Source organism: Streptomyces botrytidirepellens, assembly GCF_003721215.1.
Classification (GTDB): domain Bacteria; phylum Actinomycetota; class Actinomycetes; order Streptomycetales; family Streptomycetaceae; genus Streptomyces; species Streptomyces himastatinicus.
In genome coordinates this window covers 32527-48097 of record NZ_RIBZ01000884.1, presented here as the reverse complement: position 1 = coordinate 48097, position 15571 = coordinate 32527, and the positions used below count along the sequence as shown (strand labels likewise).

Annotated in this window: 13 protein-coding genes; 10 read left to right on the top strand and 3 right to left on the bottom strand. The window is 70.2% G+C overall.

Translation table 11 applies throughout. The features are described 5' to 3' along the window. Positions 1 to 78: 78 nt before the first annotated feature. Positions 79 to 1110, bottom strand: a complete 1032-nt coding sequence (locus EEJ42_RS49640) for a LacI family DNA-binding transcriptional regulator (RefSeq protein ID WP_123108722.1) — start codon at positions 1108 to 1110, stop codon at positions 79 to 81. Positions 1111 to 1338: 228 nt separating this feature from the next. Here EEJ42_RS49640 and EEJ42_RS49635 point away from each other — a divergent pair, with 228 nt between their 5' ends. From EEJ42_RS49635 to EEJ42_RS49620, 4 genes are all read left to right on the top strand, one after another. Further along, the gene (locus EEJ42_RS49635) at positions 1339 to 2358 is read left to right on the top strand and encodes a substrate-binding domain-containing protein (RefSeq protein ID WP_123108718.1); all 1020 of its coding nucleotides are present in this window, start codon (positions 1339 to 1341) and stop codon (positions 2356 to 2358) included. Between the two features lie 340 nt (positions 2359 to 2698). Then, positions 2699 to 4141: a sugar porter family MFS transporter gene (locus tag EEJ42_RS49630; protein ID WP_123108717.1), complete on the top strand. Its 1443-nt coding sequence runs from the start codon at positions 2699 to 2701 to the stop codon at positions 4139 to 4141. 53 nt (positions 4142 to 4194) lie between these two features. Then, positions 4195 to 5391, top strand: a complete 1197-nt coding sequence (locus EEJ42_RS49625) for a Gfo/Idh/MocA family protein (protein WP_123108716.1) — start codon at positions 4195 to 4197, stop codon at positions 5389 to 5391. Between the two features lie 28 nt (positions 5392 to 5419). Then, positions 5420 to 6418, top strand: a complete 999-nt coding sequence (locus EEJ42_RS49620; protein ID WP_123108715.1) for a sugar phosphate isomerase/epimerase family protein — start codon at positions 5420 to 5422, stop codon at positions 6416 to 6418. Positions 6419 to 6492: 74 nt separating this feature from the next. Here EEJ42_RS49620 and EEJ42_RS49615 read toward each other — a convergent pair whose 3' ends face one another. Together EEJ42_RS49615 and EEJ42_RS49610 are read right to left on the bottom strand one after the other, a co-directional pair. Then, positions 6493 to 6864: a hypothetical protein gene (locus tag EEJ42_RS49615; RefSeq protein ID WP_123108714.1), complete on the bottom strand. Its 372-nt coding sequence runs from the start codon at positions 6862 to 6864 to the stop codon at positions 6493 to 6495. An 83-nt stretch (positions 6865 to 6947) separates the two neighbouring features. Beyond that, positions 6948 to 7895, bottom strand: coding sequence for a methionyl-tRNA formyltransferase (locus EEJ42_RS49610; RefSeq protein ID WP_123108713.1), 948 nt, complete (start codon positions 7893 to 7895; stop codon positions 6948 to 6950). Positions 7896 to 8142: 247 nt separating this feature from the next. Between EEJ42_RS49610 and EEJ42_RS49605 the strand changes: the two genes are divergently transcribed. From EEJ42_RS49605 to EEJ42_RS49580, 6 genes are all read left to right on the top strand, one after another. Next, positions 8143 to 9513 (top strand): lysine N(6)-hydroxylase/L-ornithine N(5)-oxygenase family protein, encoded by a 1371-nt coding sequence (locus EEJ42_RS49605; protein WP_123108712.1) that lies wholly within the window; start codon positions 8143 to 8145, stop codon positions 9511 to 9513. A 17-nt stretch (positions 9514 to 9530) separates the two neighbouring features. Then, positions 9531 to 10589: a FecCD family ABC transporter permease gene (locus EEJ42_RS49600; RefSeq protein ID WP_123108711.1), complete on the top strand. Its 1059-nt coding sequence runs from the start codon at positions 9531 to 9533 to the stop codon at positions 10587 to 10589. Continuing rightward, positions 10586 to 11650: a FecCD family ABC transporter permease gene (locus tag EEJ42_RS49595; protein ID WP_123108710.1), complete on the top strand. Its 1065-nt coding sequence runs from the start codon at positions 10586 to 10588 to the stop codon at positions 11648 to 11650. Before EEJ42_RS49600 ends, EEJ42_RS49595 begins: the two co-directional genes overlap by 4 nt. 39 nt (positions 11651 to 11689) lie before the next feature. Then, complete coding sequence (locus tag EEJ42_RS49590; RefSeq protein ID WP_123108709.1) at positions 11690 to 12538, top strand: ABC transporter ATP-binding protein; 849 nt, start codon at positions 11690 to 11692, stop codon at positions 12536 to 12538. Between the two features lie 103 nt (positions 12539 to 12641). After that, complete coding sequence (locus tag EEJ42_RS49585) at positions 12642 to 13697, top strand: iron-siderophore ABC transporter substrate-binding protein (protein ID WP_123108708.1); 1056 nt, start codon at positions 12642 to 12644, stop codon at positions 13695 to 13697. Continuing rightward, complete coding sequence (locus EEJ42_RS49580; RefSeq protein ID WP_123108707.1) at positions 13694 to 15487, top strand: ABC transporter ATP-binding protein; 1794 nt, start codon at positions 13694 to 13696, stop codon at positions 15485 to 15487. Before EEJ42_RS49585 ends, EEJ42_RS49580 begins: the two co-directional genes overlap by 4 nt. The last annotated feature ends 84 nt before the right edge of the window (positions 15488 to 15571 follow it).

Sequence of the window (15571 nt, the reverse complement as noted above, 5' to 3'; positions counted from 1 at the left end):
GGCCCCTCGTTTTCGTGCGGAGCCTTTGGGTGGAGCTCTTGTGCGGAGTTCTTGTGCGGAGTTCTTTTACGGAGCGGGTCAGGCGGGCTCGGCCACGGTGCCGCGGACGACGAGTTGCGGGCTCAGGACGACCTCGCGGGGGTCGGTGCGGCCCCGGTCGAGGCGTTCGACGGCGGCGGCCACCGCGTGCCGGGCCTGCTGCTCGGCGTTCTGGCTGACCGTGGTCAGGTTGAAGCAGCTCAGCCGGGAGAGGGTGTCGTCGTCGTATCCGGCCACGGACACCTCGCCGGGGATGGCGACGCCGGCGCGGGAGAGGGCGGCCAGGACGCCGATGGCGCACTGGTCGTTGAAGGCGACCACGGCGGTGGGCAGGGTGGCGCCGTCGAGGAGGTGGCGGGCGGCACGCTCACCGGCCGCCTCGGTGTTGTCGCCGCGCAGGACCTTGATGTGCGCGTCCAGGCCGTGGCGGCGCATGGCGGTGCGGTAGCCGCGGCGCCGGTCGGTGGCGATGACGCCCTTGCCACCGTCGACGTAGGTGATCGCGCGGTGGCCGAGGCCCACCAGGTGGTCGACGATCTGGCCGACCCCGTCGTCGTCCGCGGTGCGGACCACGTCCAGCTGCTCGTCGGTGATCCGGCGGCCGACGACGATCACCGGGGCCTTGCGGTCGAGGGCGGCGAGGGTGTCGGCGGGGGCGGTCGGGCCGAGGAGGATCAGGGCCTCGCTGCGGAAGGCCAGCAGCGTATCGACGGCGGTGTGCTCGTCGCGGGTCCGGGTCAGGGTGCTGAGGACGAGGTCGTAGCCGACCTCCTCGGCGGCCGTGTGCAGATGGTCGACCACTTCGGCGTGGTAGGGGCTGTGGACGTCGACCATGACGCCGAGCAGCCGGGTGCGCCTGCTGGCGAGCAGGCTGGCGGTGCGATCCGCCTGGTAGCCCAGCTCCGCGGCGGCTTTCAGCACCCGCTGCCGGGTGCGCTCACTGGGGCCGGACACCCCGCGCAGCACCAGGGAGACGGACGCGGTGGACACGCCTACGCGGGCCGCCACGTCCTCCAGTCGGGGGCGCTTGTTCGCACCGTTCTGGTGGCGCTCGGAATCGGCATCGTCCACCTGTACCTCCCGGACAGCGATCTCCTCGCGCAACGCCCTTGACACGCTCTCGAAACGAGTCGATAGTACCAGCACTTAAAGCGCTTTAATCGCTCTCGGCCACTTCTGGTCACGCCGGCGAAGCCGGCTCGTGCGTACGGCACCCCACGGTCGCGTGCGCCCGGTTTTCCTCCGCTCTCCCTCCCGTCCCCCTTCCAGCTTCCAGTTGCACAGTGAGGTGCACGAGCCATGAACCGCGTCTCCCTCTCCCGCTCCCGAAGAGCCGTCCCCGTCGTGGCCGCGGCCGCCTCGGCCGCCCTGATCCTCGCGGGCTGTTCCAGCAGCTCCGGCGGGAAGAAGGCCGAAGAAGCCGGAAACAACGTGTCCGCGGGCAAGGCCTCCACGCCCCGCATGACGATCGCGATGGTCACCCACGCACCCGCGGGCGACACCTTCTGGGACACCATCCGCAAGGGCGCCCTGGCCGCCGCCGCCAAGGACAACGTCAAGCTCATCTACTCCAGCGACGAGAGCGCGGGCGGCCAGGCCAACCTGGTGCAGAACGCGATCGACCAGAAGGTCGACGGCATCGCCGTCACCCTGGCCAAGCCGGACGCCCTGAAGGCCGTGGTCGCCAAGGCCGAGAAGGCCGGTATCCCGGTCGTCGGCTTCAACGCGGGCCTGTCCGTGTGGAAGGAGCAGGGCCTGCTGTCGTTCTTCGGCCAGGACGAGTCCGTCTCCGGCCAGGCACTCGGCAGCAAGATCAACACCACCGGCGCCAAGCACGCGCTGTGCGTGATCCAGGCCCAGGGGGACGTCAACCTCGAAGAGCGCTGCGCCGGGGTGAAGAAGACCTTCCACGGCAAGACCGACATCCTCTACGTCCACGGCACCGACATGCCCTCGGTGAAGTCGACGATCAACGCCAAGCTCTCGCAGGATACGTCCATCGACGAGGTGGTCACGCTCGGCGCCCCGTTCGCGCTCACGGCAGCGCAGGCGGCGTCCGAGGCGGGCAGCAAGGCGAAGGTCGCCACCTTCGACCTCAACAAGGACCTCATCTCCGCCATCGAGAAGGGCAGTGTGCAGTTCGCCGTCGACCAGCAGCCCTACCTTCAGGGCTACTTGGCGGTCGACTCGCTGTGGCTCTACAAGAACAACGGCAACTACGGCGGTGGCGGCGAGGAGCCCGTGCTGACCGGCCCGGCCTTCGTCGACAAGTCCAACGTCCATACCGTCGCCGCGTTCGCCGCGAAGGGCAACCGGTGATGGGCATGGCCCAGTAGGCAGCCCCGCCGGTGACCACCACGCCACTGGCGGGGACGACCGCCCCGGCAGGGTGACCTGCGTCAGCGTAGAGACAACCTATTGACATGACATTTGCTCGAAGGCATCGTACTCGCTGAAGGTGTTTTTAAAGCGCTTTAACTCCGCCGCCCCCGGGCCGCAGAAGCGAAGGGAAACCGCGTTGGAAGTGCTGACCATGGGTCGGGTGAGGTCGTCACCAGCCGCTGGCCGGAGCGCGCCCAGCAGCTCACCGCCGGTTTCACCTTTCTGACGCATCGCAGGAAACCCACTACGCCCGCACACCAACCTGTAGGAGGTGGCCATGGACGTCAGGGACGACACGCCCCAGGCCCCCGCACACGGCACCGCAGTCACCGACCACGCCTCGCCGGAGGTCTACCGGAGACTGCGCGTCATCACCGTCATCGCCACGTTCGGCGGACTGCTCTTCGGCTACGACACCGGCGTCATCTCCGGCGCGCTGCCCTTCATGGCCCTCTCGGCCGAGCGGGGCGGACTCGGACTCACGCCCCTGACCGAGGGGATCGTCGCGTCCTCGCTCGTGGCGGGCGCCGCGTTCGGCGCCCTGTACGGCGGGCGCCTCTCCGACCGCTACGGGCGCAAACGGGCGATCCTCGGGCTCGCCGTGCTGTTCTTCATCGGCGCCCTGGGCACCGCGCTCGCACCGGACCTCGTGGTGATGGTGCTCTTCCGGGTCCTGCTCGGACTCGCCGTCGGCGGCGCGTCCGCCACCGTGCCGGTCTTCATCGCCGAGCTGGCCCCCGCCGCACACCGCGGCCGCCTGGTGACCCAGAACGAGCTGATGATCGTGACCGGCCAGCTCCTGGCCTACACCTCGAACGCGGTCATCGCGAAGACCATGGGCGAAGGCGGCGTCTGGCGCTGGATGCTCGCGCTGGCCACGATCCCGGCCGTGCTGCTGTGGATCGGCATGCTGTTCGTACCCGAGTCACCGCGCTGGCTCGCCTCCCGCGGCCGCTTCGACGACGCGGCCCGCACCCTGGGCCTCATCCGCGACCCGGAGGCGGTCGAGCCGGAGTTCGCCGAGATCAAGCGGCGCGTCATGGCCGACGCCGAGGAGCCCCGGGCCAGTTGGGGCGATCTGCGCACGCCGTGGGTACGGCGCCTGGTGGTCTTCGGCTTCGCGCTCGCCACCCTGACCCAGCTCACCGGCGTCAACTCGATCATGTACTTCGCGCCCACGATCCTGCTGGACACCGGACTCGGCACCCAGGCCGCGCTGACCGCCACCATCGCCAACGGTGTCGTCGCGGTGCTCGCCGTCTCCACCGGCATGTGGCTGCTGGGCCGGTACGGGCGGCGCCCGATGCTGCTCACCGGACAGATCGGCGTCACCGCGTCGCTGGTGCTGATCGCCTTCTGCTTCCTGGTCCTGCCCGAGTCGGCCGCCCGCAGCTACCTCGTCCTGGCGTCCATGCTGACGTTCCTGCTGTTCATGCAGGGGTGCGTCGCGACCGTCTTCTGGCTGATGCTTTCCGAGATCTTCCCGCTCCGTCTGCGTGGATTCGCGATGGGCATGGCCGTGTTCGGCACCTGGACGGCCAACTTCGTGGTGACGCTGGCCTTCCCGCCGCTGATCGCCGCGGTCGGCGGTGCCACGTTCCTGCTCTTCGCGGCGGTTAACACCGCCACCATCTTCTACTACCTCCGCACCGTCCCCGAGACGCGAGGCCGCTCGATGGAAGCCATCGAGGCCCACTTCCGCGGCCGGTCCGCTGCCTGACCGCCACTCCACGTCGACCTGACCAACCCCCACACACGCTGAAAGGCACACCCATGGCCACGTCCGGCAAGCCCCTTTCCGTCGCGGTAATCGGGGCCGGCATGGCCGGCCGCACCCACGCCGCCGGTTACCGCAACGTCAACACGGTCTTCGCGGCCGGCCTGCCGCCGGTCCGTCTGGCCGCCATAGCCGACGCCAACGTCGCACTCGGCGAGGACGCCGCCCGCCGGTACGGCTACGAGAAGGCGCTCCCCAGCTGGGAGGCGGTGGCCGAGGACCCGACCATCGACGCCGTCAGCATCGTCGTCGGCAACGACCTGCACCGCCCGATCGCCGAGGCCCTGGTCGCCGCGGGCAAGCACGTGCTGTGCGAGAAGCCCCTGGCCGGATCGCTCGAGGACGCCCGCGCGATGGCCGAGCTGGAGCGCACCGCCGACGTCGTGACGGCCGTCGGCTACACCTTCCGGCGCTCTCCCGCCATCTCCGCGGTCCGCGACCACGTCCAGCGCGGTGAGCTGGGCGACCTCACGCTGTTCAGCGGCCGCTACTGGTGTGACTACGCCACCGACCCGAACGGCCCGCTGAGCTGGCGCTTCAAGGGCGGCCCCGGCTCCGGCGCGCTCGGGGACGTCGGCGCGCACGTGATCGACACCGCCGAGTACATCGCCGGTCCCATCGCCGCGGTCTCCGGCGCCTCGCTGTCGACGCAGATCCCCAAGCGCCCGCTGCCGCTGGGCGCGGTCGTCGGCCACAACGCCGCGCCCGTCTCGGATGAGTTCGGCGAGGTCGAGAACGAGGACACCGCGTCCTTCACCGCGCGCTTCGAGTCCGGTCTCGTGGGCACCTTCTCGCTGTCGCGGACCGCCTTCGGCCTGCCCAACGGGCTCGGCTTCGACATCGTGGGGCTCGGCGGCCGGGCGGCGTTCGACCAGCACCGGCCCGCCGAGTACCTCTTCGACGACGCCCAGCCGGACGCCCGTACCCGCGGCGCGCGCCACATCATCGCGGGCCCGCAGATGCCCTACTTCAAGGGCGGCTACCCGATGGAGGCGCCGGGCGTGGGCGGCGGCAACGCCGAGATGTTCACCTACCAGGCGCGCGCCTTCCTCGACCAGGTCGCGGGCGTCGAGGACCCGCTGCCGGCCTGCGCCACCTTCGCCGACGGGCTGCGGACCATGGAGATCATCCGGGCCATCGTCGAGTCCTCCGACCGCGACGGCGCCGCCGTCACCATTCCGGCCACCTCCTGACCACCCCCCTACGAAGGAGCAGCGACCCATGGCTCTCAAGCTCGGCGCCTACACCGCCTGTCTGCACGACCGCACGCTCACCGAGGCCCTCGACATCCTCAAGGAGAACGGGCTGACCTCCGTTGAGGTCAACACCGGCGGCTTCATCCCCGCCCCCCACTGCCCGGTCGACCTGCTGCTGTCCTCGGCCACCGCGCGCGAGGAGTACCTGGCCACCTTCGCCGACCGCGGGATGGAGCTGACCGGCCTCAACTGCAACGGCAACCCGCTCAACCCGCTGCCCGGGGTCGGCCCGAAACACGCCGACGACCTGCGCCGCACCATCCGGCTCGCGGGGCTGCTCGGGGTGAAGCACGTGGTGACCATGTCCGGCACACCGGGCTCCGACCCCGACGCCAAGTACCCCTCCTGGGTCGTGAACCCGTGGGACGGCGTCTACATGGACGTCCTGGACTACCAGTGGGGCGTAGCAGTCGAGTTCTGGAAGGAGATCGACGCGCTGGCCCGGGAGAACGACGTCCGGGTCGCCGTCGAGATGCACCCGCACAACCTGGTGTTCTCCCCGGTCACCCTGAAGCGGCTGGTCGACGAGACCGGCGCCACCAACGTCGGTGCGGAGATGGACCCCTCGCACCTGATGTGGCAGGGCATGGACATCGTGGCCTCCATCAAGTGGCTCGGTCCGCTGGTGTTCCACGCCGCCGCGAAGGACGCGACGCTCTGCCCCGGCGCCGACATCCGCGGCGTCCTGGACTCGTCGTTCACCCGCGTGCCCGCCGACGCCCCCGGCAAGGTGCCCACCGGCTACGGCTTCTGGTGCAACGCCTGGCCGGAGAACCCGGCGTGGAAGTTCGTCGCCGTCGGCCTCGGTCACGACACCGCCTACTGGACCGAGTTCCTGCGCGCCCTCGCGGAGGTCAACCCGGACATGGCCGTGAACATCGAGCACGAGGACGCGGCCTACTCCCAGACCGAGGGCCTCGCCCTGGCCGCCAAGAACCTGCACAGCGCCGCGGCCGACCTCTGACCGCACCGCGCACCTGACAACCGTCGCCCCGTACCCGCTCCGAGCGGGTACGGGGCCACGGCCTGTCGGGGGACCTAGTACCGCGTGGGGAACAGGGCGAGCCTGGCCTTGTGGCCGGAGGCCGACTTCACCCAGATCTTCAGGTTGTTGAGCTTGACGGTCCCGCCCGGACTGGTGCTGCCGCCCAGGCGCGTTCCACCGCTGGTCGCCGAGAACTTCACGGTCCGGGAGCTGATGTGGGTGACCTTCAGCGTCCCGAACCCGAACTTGTGGCTGTTGACCTTGATGGTCCGGGGCTTCGACACGGTGATGGTGCACCGCCCGTCGTAGCAGGCCCCGTGCCCGGCCCCGTGCGCCACCGGCGTCATCAGGCCGACTCCCAGTGCGCCCGCCATCGTCAGCGTCACGACCGTCGTCGCGGCGCGCCGGCGCATGCCCGTACTCATCAATGGAACCTCCGGTTCTCCAGGGGGTGCTGCCCGGAGTTTCTAACCCGGCGGTCCCGGGACCCCTCCCGACGTGCCCGAACTCAGGCGTGGCTGGTCAGGTAGCCGCCCATGGAGGTGAAGTACTCGGTGGCGGCCATCTCGTGGCCGTCCTCGGTGCGTACGCGGGTGATGGCCAGGCCGTGGTTGCGGCCGGTGCGTGCGTCGGCTCCGGCGACGATCACGACGCCGTCGCCCTCGCGGTAGAAGATGCGGCCGGGAGTGCCGCCGTACCGGCCCTCGGACACGACAGCGGCCAGGATCTCGAGGCGCTTGCCCTTGTGGAAGGCGTAGGTGCTGGGGTATGGCTCGGACTGGGCGCGCACCAGGCGTTCGAGGTCTTCCGCGGGCCAGGTCCAGTCGATGCGGATGTCCTCGACGGAGCGCTTGTGGAAGAAGCTCGCCTGGGAGCGGTCCTGCTGGGTGAACTCCGTCTGTCCGGTGGCGATGAGGTCGAGCGCGCCGATCGTGACGGGGGCGATGAGGTCGACGGTCTTGTGGAAGAGGTCGGTGGCGGTGTCCTTCGGGCCGACCGGGACCGCCTCCTGCCGGACGATGTCACCGGCGTCGAGTTCGTCGTTCATCATGTGCGCGGTGACGCCCACTTCGGACTCGCCGTTGATCAGGGCCCAGATCAGCGGGGAGAATCCGGCGTACTTCGGGAGCAGCGAGTCGTGGACGTTCAGCGTGCCGCGGCGGGGCAGGTCGAAGATGCGTGGCGGGATCCAGGTGCGCCAGTTGTTCGCCACGATGATGTCCGGGTCGGCCTCCTTGAGGCGCTCGAACAACTCGTCGTCATCGGGGCGGTTGCGGATCAGCACGGGCACGCCGTGTTCCTCGGCGAGGTCGGCGACGGAGTCGCTCCAGATCTTCTCGTACGCGTGCTCGCTCTTGGGGTGCGTCACGACCAGTAAGACGTCGTGTTCGGAGTCCAGGAGGGCTTGCAGGGTGCGGTGCCCCCAGGTCTGGTAACCGAACATGACGACCCGCATGGGGTTCCTCCTCGAAGCAGGGGATGACCGGGGGAAAGTAAAGCAAGGCTTACCTTATTCCGCAACGAACCTATGTGATCCCTCAGTTGGCGGGTGCGGACATCTGATTCCCCGTCGTGACCTATCGACAGCCCCGCGGGTTTAGCTTAGGCTCGCCTAAGTTGTGAGCGTGCCGTTCCGTCGGCGTGCCCACCCTTCGCACCTTCCGCACGCCTGACAGGTGATTGCCCCGCACGATGGGAGTGACATGTCACGGGTTCTTCCTGGTGACGCATTGCCGGTCCGCGACTTACCGGTCCACGACCTCATTGGCATCGGCTTCGGGCCGTCCAACGTGGCCATGGCGATCGCACTCGGTGAGCACAACGCACGCGTCGGCGGACACGAGGCGATCAGCGCTCACTTCTTCGAGCAGCAGCCGCGCTTCGGCTGGCACCGTGGCATGCTGATCGACGACGCGACCATGCAGGTGTCCTTCCTCAAGGACCTGGTGACGCTGCGGAACCCGGCCAGCGAGTTCAGCTTCCTCTGCTACTTGCAGAGCAAGGGCCGGCTGATCGACTTCATCAACCACAAGAACCTCTTCCCGCTGCGCGTGGAGTTCCACGACTACTTCGAGTGGGCCGCGGCCAAGGTCGAGGACATGGTGTCCTACGGCCACGAAGTCGTCGGCGTCGCGCCCGTCGTCCGTGACGGGGCCGTGGAGTACCTGGACGTGACGGTCCGGTCGGGGGAGGGGCTCGAGGTCCACCGGGCCCGCAACCTCGTCATCGGCACCGGGCTGCGCCCCCTCATGCCGGAGGGCGTGGAGCGCGGTGACCGCGTCTGGCACACCTCCGAACTGCTGGCGAAGGCCGATGGTCTGGAGGGCACGTCGCCCTCCCGGTTCATCGTCGTGGGCGCCGGGCAGAGCGCCGCCGAGAACGTCGCGTACCTGCACCGCCGCTTTCCCGGGGCCGAGGTCTGCGCGGTCTTCTCCCGCTACGGCTACAGCCCCGCCGACGACAGCGGCTTCGCCAACCGGATCTTCGACCCCGAGGCGGTCGACGACTACTTCGCCGCGCCCGACGACGTCAAGCGGCAGCTGATGGACTACCACGGCAACACCAACTACTCCGTGGTGGACATCGACCTGATCGACGACCTGTACCGGCAGAGCTACCGGGAGAAGGTCCTCGGCGCCGAGCGGCTGCGCTTCCTCAACGTGTCCCGGCTGACCGACGTCAAGGAGACCCCCGCCCAGGTCCGTGCCACCGTGAGGTCCCTCGTCACCGGCGAGGAGACCTTCCTGGACGCGGACGTCGTGGTCTTCGCCACCGGCTACGGCCCCGTCGACCCCATCGGCCTCCTCGGCGAAGTGGCCGACCGCTGCCTCCGCGACGACGAGGGCCGCGTCCGCGTCGAGCGCGACTACCGCATCGCGACCGACCCCGCCCTGCGCTGCGGCATCTATCTCCAGGGCGGAACGGAGCACACGCACGGCATCACCTCGTCCCTGCTGTCCAACACCGCGATCAGGGTCGGCGAGATCCTGGACTCGCTCCTCGACCGGGGCGTCACCTCCGCTTCCCGTCAGGCCCGGCCGGTCGCCGACGGAGTCGGCAGCCCGGCGCGGTAGGGACGACGTACTGAGACATGGGCACAACTGCAATCGAACGCCCCGTATCCGGGGGCACCACGCAGGTCCGTCGGCGGCGGGGGGTGGGTCTGGGCGCGCTCGTCCTGGTCCTCGTGGCCGTGGCGGCGGTGTCGCTGGCCGTCGGTGCGCGCGCGTTGAGTCCGGCCGAGGTGTGGCACGGGCTGTTCGCCGGGCCGGACCCCGACCAGCGGCTCACCGAGATCAGGCTCATCGTGCGGACGGTGCGGGTGCCCCGGACGATGCTCGGGATCGTGGCAGGCATCGCGCTGGGGGTCGGCGGGGCGCTGATCCAGGGATACACGCGCAACCCGATCGCGGACACGGGCCTGCTGGGGGTGAACTCCGGGGCCTCGTTCGCGGTGGTGTCGGTGATCGCCGTGTTCGGGCTCGCCGACCCGTTCCAGTACGTCTGGTTCGCCTTCCTGGGGGCGGCGGTCGCCGGTGTCGTGGTGTTCGGGCTGGCGAGCATCGGCCGGGGCGCCGGCAATCCGCTGACGCTCGCCCTGGCCGGGCAGGGGATCACGGTGTTCCTGGCGGCGATGACCACGGCGGTCGCGCTGTCGGACCAGAAGTCGCTGAACGCCTTGCGGTTCTGGAACGCGGGCTCCGTGGCCGGGGTCGGATTCGACGTCATCTGGCCGGTGGCCGCGTTCATCGCGGTCGGGCTGGTGCTGGCACTGACCACGCTGCCCGCCATCAACCTGCTCAACCTGGGGGACGACGTGGCGCGGGGGCTCGGCGTGAACATCGCGCTGAGCCGGACCGTCGGCATCGTCGCCATCACCCTGCTGGCGGGCGCGGCGACGGCGGCGTGCGGACCCATCGCGTTCCTCGGGCTCATGGTGGCCCATGTGGCGCGGTATCTGACCGGGCCGGACTATCGCTGGCTGGTGCCGTACGCGGGTCTGCTCGGGGCCGTCGTCCTCCTGGTCTGCGACATCGTGGGCCGTTTGGTGGTGAGGCCGGGGGAGTTGGAGGCGGGTGTGGTCGTGGCGCTTCTGGGCGCCCCGTTCTTCGCGGTTCTGGTGTGGCGCGGAAAGTTCAGGGACGCATGAGCGGAACAGAGGTGAAGCGATCGGTGGTCGCGCCCGGTGTGCGGCTCGGCCAGGTGTCGTTCGTGTGGCGGCCCTGGCTCGTCGGCGTGACGTTGCTGCTGGTGGCGGCGACCTTTCTGGTGTTCTGCCTGTCCATCGGCGTCGGGGAGTTCCCCATCGGGCTGTCCCGGGTGATCGCCACGGTCCTCGGCGGGGGCGAGCGCGTCGACCAGTTCGTCATCATGGACCTGCGGATGCCCCGTGCCCTGGCCGGGCTGGTCGTGGGGATCGCGCTGGGGGTGTCCGGGGCCCTGACGCAGTCCATCGCGCGCAATCCGCTGGCCAGCCCGGACATTCTGGGGATCACCGGCGGCGCCCAGGCCGTCTCGGTGTTCCTGGTGACGGTGTCGGGCGGGGCCGCCGCGGCGGTGGAAAGCACCGTGGGCCTGTCCGCGGCGGCGCTCGCGGGCGGACTCGGCACGGGTCTGTTGGTGTACTTCCTGGCGTGGCGGCGCGGGATCGACGGCTTCCGGCTCATCCTCATCGGCATCTCGGTGAGCGCCGTGATGGAGGCGATCACGACATGGCTGCTGGTCACGGCCGACATCAAGGACGTGGCCCGGGCGCAGGCGTGGCTGGTCGGCTCGCTGGACGACCGGTCGTGGGACGAGGTCCGGACGGCCCTGTGGTGCACGCTCGTCCTTCTGGTCGTCGTGTCCTGCGTCGCGTTCCAGTTCAAGCCGCTGCACTTGGGCGACGAGGTCGCCGCGGGCCTGGGCGTCCGGTACACGGCGGTACGGGCCGTCCTGCTGCTGTGCGCGGTGCTGCTGGCCGGTGTGGCGGTGAGCGCGGCGGGCCCGGTCCCGTTCGTCGCGCTGGTGGCGCCGCAGGTGGCGATGCGTCTGGCCAGGTGTCCGACGCCGCCGATGGTGGCCTCCGGCCTGGTGGGCGCGCTGCTGCTGATCGGTGCGGATCTGGTGGCGCGCACGGCACTGCCGATCGCTCTCCCGGTCGGCGTGGTCACCGCCGCGATCGGCGGCCCCTTCCTCGTCTATCTGCTGGTGCGGGCGAACCTCAGATAGATGGCAAGCAATTGGGCAATCCTGAATACAGGGGGACGTGTGAGCGCCGAGTGCATCACCGAGATCGAGTCCGGGGCCCAGGGCCTCGCACGGCTGGCGGCCAAGGACGTCACGGTCGGGTACGGCGGCCGGAACGTCATCGACGGCCTGGACGTGGCGATCCCGCCGGGCGTGATCACCACGATCATCGGCCCCAACGGCTGCGGAAAATCCACCCTGCTGCGCACCCTGACGCGGTTGCTCAAGCCGTCCAGGGGGAGCGTCGTGCTGGACGGCGAGGACATCGCGGGGCTCAGGACCAGGGACGTGGCGAAGAAGCTGGGCCTGCTGCCGCAGGCCCCGGTCGCGCCGGAGGGGCTGACGGTGGCCGACCTGGTCGCCAGGGGCCGTCATCCGCACCAGAGTTGGCTGCGGCAGTGGTCGTCGGACGACGCCGGTGTCGTGGAGCGTGCGCTGGCCATGACCGGGGTGTCGGACCTGGCGGACCGCCCGGTCGACTCGCTGTCCGGCGGGCAGCGCCAGCGCGTGTGGATCTCGATGACCCTGGCCCAGGGCACCGATCTGCTGCTCCTCGACGAACCGACCACGTACCTGGATCTGGCGCACGCCATCGACGTGCTCGACCTGGTGGACGACCTGCACGAGTCGGGCTGCACCGTGGTGATGGTGCTGCACGACCTCAACCTGGCCACGCGGTACAGCGACAACCTCATCGTGATGCGGGCGGGTTCGATCCTGGCGCAGGGACATCCGCGCGACGTGATCACGGCCGAGCTGCTGGACGAGGCATTCGGGTTGCGTGCCGCGGTGGTTGACGACCCGGTGGGCGACCGGCCGCTCATCGTGCCGATCGGCCGCACCCACGTTCAGCTCGACCAGATCCCGTAAAGGAATGTGCAAGTAAGGCTAGGCTAGCCTCACTTGCCCGGGATAAAGTGTGGCTGCCCTGAGACCGGGGCGTAACGGACAGCGCGACAGCAAGGGATTCCGGATGGTCCTCCACAGAACGACGCGTATGGCGCCCTGGCGGCGGTTAGCGGCGGCACTCTCCGCCGCGGCCCTCGGCGTCGGCCTCCTCGCGGGATGTGGTTCCGACTCGGCGGACGAGTCGAACGACGACGCACCGGCCGCCGCATCCGGCGCCTTCCCGGTCACCGTGGAGCACGCGTTCGGATCCACGAAGATCAGCCAGGCGCCCGAGCGGGTGGTCTCCGTGGGCTACACGGACGACCAGGCCATGCTGGCGCTCGGCGTGAAGCCGGTCGGCATGGTCGACCAGTACCCGAACCCGGCGGGCAAGAAGCCCGACATCAACACCCAGTGGCCCTGGGTGAAGGACAAGTGGGGCGACACCCGGCCCGAGGTCGTCATGAAGAACGGCGACTCCGGCCCCGACTACGAGAAGATCGCCGCCCTGCGGCCGGACCTGATCGTGGCGGTGTACTCCGAGATCGACAAGGCCGCCTACGACAAGCTCTCCAAGATCGCCCCGACCGTGGGCCGCACCAAGGGCGAGAAGGAGCCGTTCAGCGCCCCCTGGCAGGACAACGCGGTGCAGATCGCCAAGGCGCTGGGCAAGGAGGACGAGGGCACCGAGCTGGTGCAGGGCATCCAGGACAAGCTCGGCGCGGCCAAGAAGGCCCATCCGAAGTTCGCCGACCAGAAGGCTGTCGCGCTGTCCTGGTACGAGAACTCGGTGGCGCCGTTCACCTCCACCGATGTGCGCGGACGGCTGGTGACGGGCATCGGCTTCGCCTACCAGAACGAGATCGACAAGGTCGCGGACGGGAAGTTCTTCACCGTCCTTTCCCCCGAGCGCGTCGACCTGGTCGACGTCGACCGCGTCTTCGTCATCAACGACAAGGCGGACCAGCGGGCGCTGAAGAAGTTCAAGCTGTTCACCAACCTGGACGCCGTGAAGAAGGGCAAGGTGTCGTACCTGCTGGACAGCGAGGGCCCGGCCGTCGGCGCGGCCATGTCCCAGAGCACCCTGCTGTCCCTGCCGTACGCGATCGACCAGCTCGTCACGTCGGCCGGCCGGGGGTGAGCGTCACCGACGCGCGTGCCACCCCGGCCCCGGCCACCCTGCGCACGGCCACCGGACGCGTGGCCACCCGATGGGTCACGGCGCACTGCCGCGAGGTGCCCTGGCTGACGGCCGCCACCGTGCTCACCACGGTGGCCGGGGCGGCGCTCCAGGTGCTCCCGGTGCTCCTGCTCGGCCGGGTGGTCGACGGGGTGGTCGAGGGCGAACCGCGCTCGGCCCTGGTCACGATCGGGGTGCTGATGGGGGCCGCCGCGCTGCTCGGCGCGGCGGCCACCGCGGCGTCGACGTATCTGATCGGGCGGCTGGGCGCGGATCTGCTCGCGCGGCTGCGGGAAGGCGCCGTCCGCGCGGTGCTGGGGATGCCGAGCGCACGGATCGAGCAGGTCGGCAGGGGAGACGTGCTGTCCCGGGTCGGTGACGACGTGGCCGTGCTCTCCAAGGGCATCCGCACGGCCGTCCCCACGGTGTTCTCGGCGGGCGTGCTGGTCGTCATCGCCACGGTCGGCATGTTCGGGCTGGACTGGCGGCTCGGCCTGGCGGGCGCCGGTGCGCTGCCCGCGTACGCGCTGGCCCTGCGCTGGTACCTGCCCCGCTCCGCCCCGCTCTACCAGAAGCAGCGGGCGGCCCAGGCGGACCGCGCACAGGCGCTGATCAGCGGCCTGAACGGGATCGACACGGTCCGGGCGTACCGGCTGGAGGGCGCCTTCCGCGAGAAGGTCACCAGCGAGTCGTGGCGGGTGCGGAACCTCGGCATCGACGTGTTCCGGTTCTTCGGCCGGTTCGTCGGCAGGGAGAACCGCGCCGAGTTCATCGGGCTGGTCCTGATCATCGTGGTGGGGTACGCCCTGCTGGAGGCCGATGCAGCCAGCCTGGGCGAGGTGTCGTCGGCCCCGCTGATGTTCCACCGGCTGTTCACCCCGCTTGGCTCCATCATGTTCACCTTCGACGAGGCGCAGAAGTCGGGCGCGAGCCTGACCCGCCTGGTCGGGGTGCTGGGGGAGGGCGCGGAGGACCGGCTGGTGGGCGGCGCGCCCGTCGCACCGGCGGACGCCGTGCCGCACCCGGTGACGGTCACGGGGCTGACGTACCGCTATCCCGACGCCGAGGAGACCGTCCTCCGGGACGTCAACCTGACCATTCCGGCCGGTGGTTCGCTCGCGCTGGTGGGCGCGACGGGCGCGGGCAAGACCACCCTGGCCGCGCTCATCGCGGGCATCGGAACCCCGCAGGCCGGATCGGTGCACATCGGGCCGACCGACCTCGCCGGTCTGGACGAGGCCGGGGCCCGGGCCCTGGTGAGCATCCTGACGCAGGACACCCACGTGTTCTCCGGTCCGCTCGCCGACGACCTGCGGCTGGCCGCGCCCGGGGCGACCGACGCCGAGCTGATGGACGCGTTGCGCACGGTCGGCGCCGACGGGTGGGTCGACGCGCTGCCCGACGGGCTGAACACCATGGTCGGCGAGGGCGGCGAGCGGCTGGACGTCACCAAGGTCGCCCAGATCGCCCTGGCCCGGCTGGTGCTGGGCCGGTCGCCGGTGGTGGTGCTCGACGAGTCGACCGCGGAGGCGGGCAGCGAGGGCGCCGCCGAACTGGACCGGGCCGTGCTGGCCGCGTGCTCGGGCCGGACCACGCTGTTCGTGGCGCACCGGCTGACCCAGGCGATGGCGGCGGACCGGATCGCGGTGCTGGACGCGGGACGCGTGGTGGAGCAAGGGACGCACGAGGAGCTGGTGGCCCTGGGCGGGCGGTACGCGCGGCTGTGGCGGGCCTGGCGCGAAGGCAGCTAGGCCCCCGGGGCGCTTCCGGATTCAGCCCCCGGATTCAGGTGAGGTTTTCATGACGCGGAAGGAATGCTGAGTCTCCGATGGCCG

What these genes read in the sequence shown, in the direction of transcription:
- EEJ42_RS49625 (WP_123108716.1), top strand. Translation starts at nt 4,195, where the DNA reads ATGGCCACGTCCGGCAAGCCCCTTTCCGTCGCGGTAATCGGGGCCGGC.
- EEJ42_RS49635 (WP_123108718.1), top strand. Translation starts at nt 1,339, where the DNA reads ATGAACCGCGTCTCCCTCTCCCGCTCCCGAAGAGCCGTCCCCGTCGTG.
- EEJ42_RS49610 (WP_123108713.1), bottom strand. Translation starts at nt 7,895, where the DNA reads ATGCGGGTCGTCATGTTCGGTTACCAGACCTGGGGGCACCGCACCCTG.
- EEJ42_RS49630 (WP_123108717.1), top strand. Translation starts at nt 2,699, where the DNA reads ATGGACGTCAGGGACGACACGCCCCAGGCCCCCGCACACGGCACCGCA.
- EEJ42_RS49585 (WP_123108708.1), top strand. Translation starts at nt 12,642, where the DNA reads ATGGTCCTCCACAGAACGACGCGTATGGCGCCCTGGCGGCGGTTAGCG.
- EEJ42_RS49620 (WP_123108715.1), top strand. Translation starts at nt 5,420, where the DNA reads ATGGCTCTCAAGCTCGGCGCCTACACCGCCTGTCTGCACGACCGCACG.
- EEJ42_RS49595 (WP_123108710.1), top strand. Translation starts at nt 10,586, where the DNA reads ATGAGCGGAACAGAGGTGAAGCGATCGGTGGTCGCGCCCGGTGTGCGG.
- EEJ42_RS49600 (WP_123108711.1), top strand. Translation starts at nt 9,531, where the DNA reads ATGGGCACAACTGCAATCGAACGCCCCGTATCCGGGGGCACCACGCAG.
- EEJ42_RS49615 (WP_123108714.1), bottom strand. Translation starts at nt 6,864, where the DNA reads ATGAGTACGGGCATGCGCCGGCGCGCCGCGACGACGGTCGTGACGCTG.
- EEJ42_RS49605 (WP_123108712.1), top strand. Translation starts at nt 8,143, where the DNA reads ATGTCACGGGTTCTTCCTGGTGACGCATTGCCGGTCCGCGACTTACCG.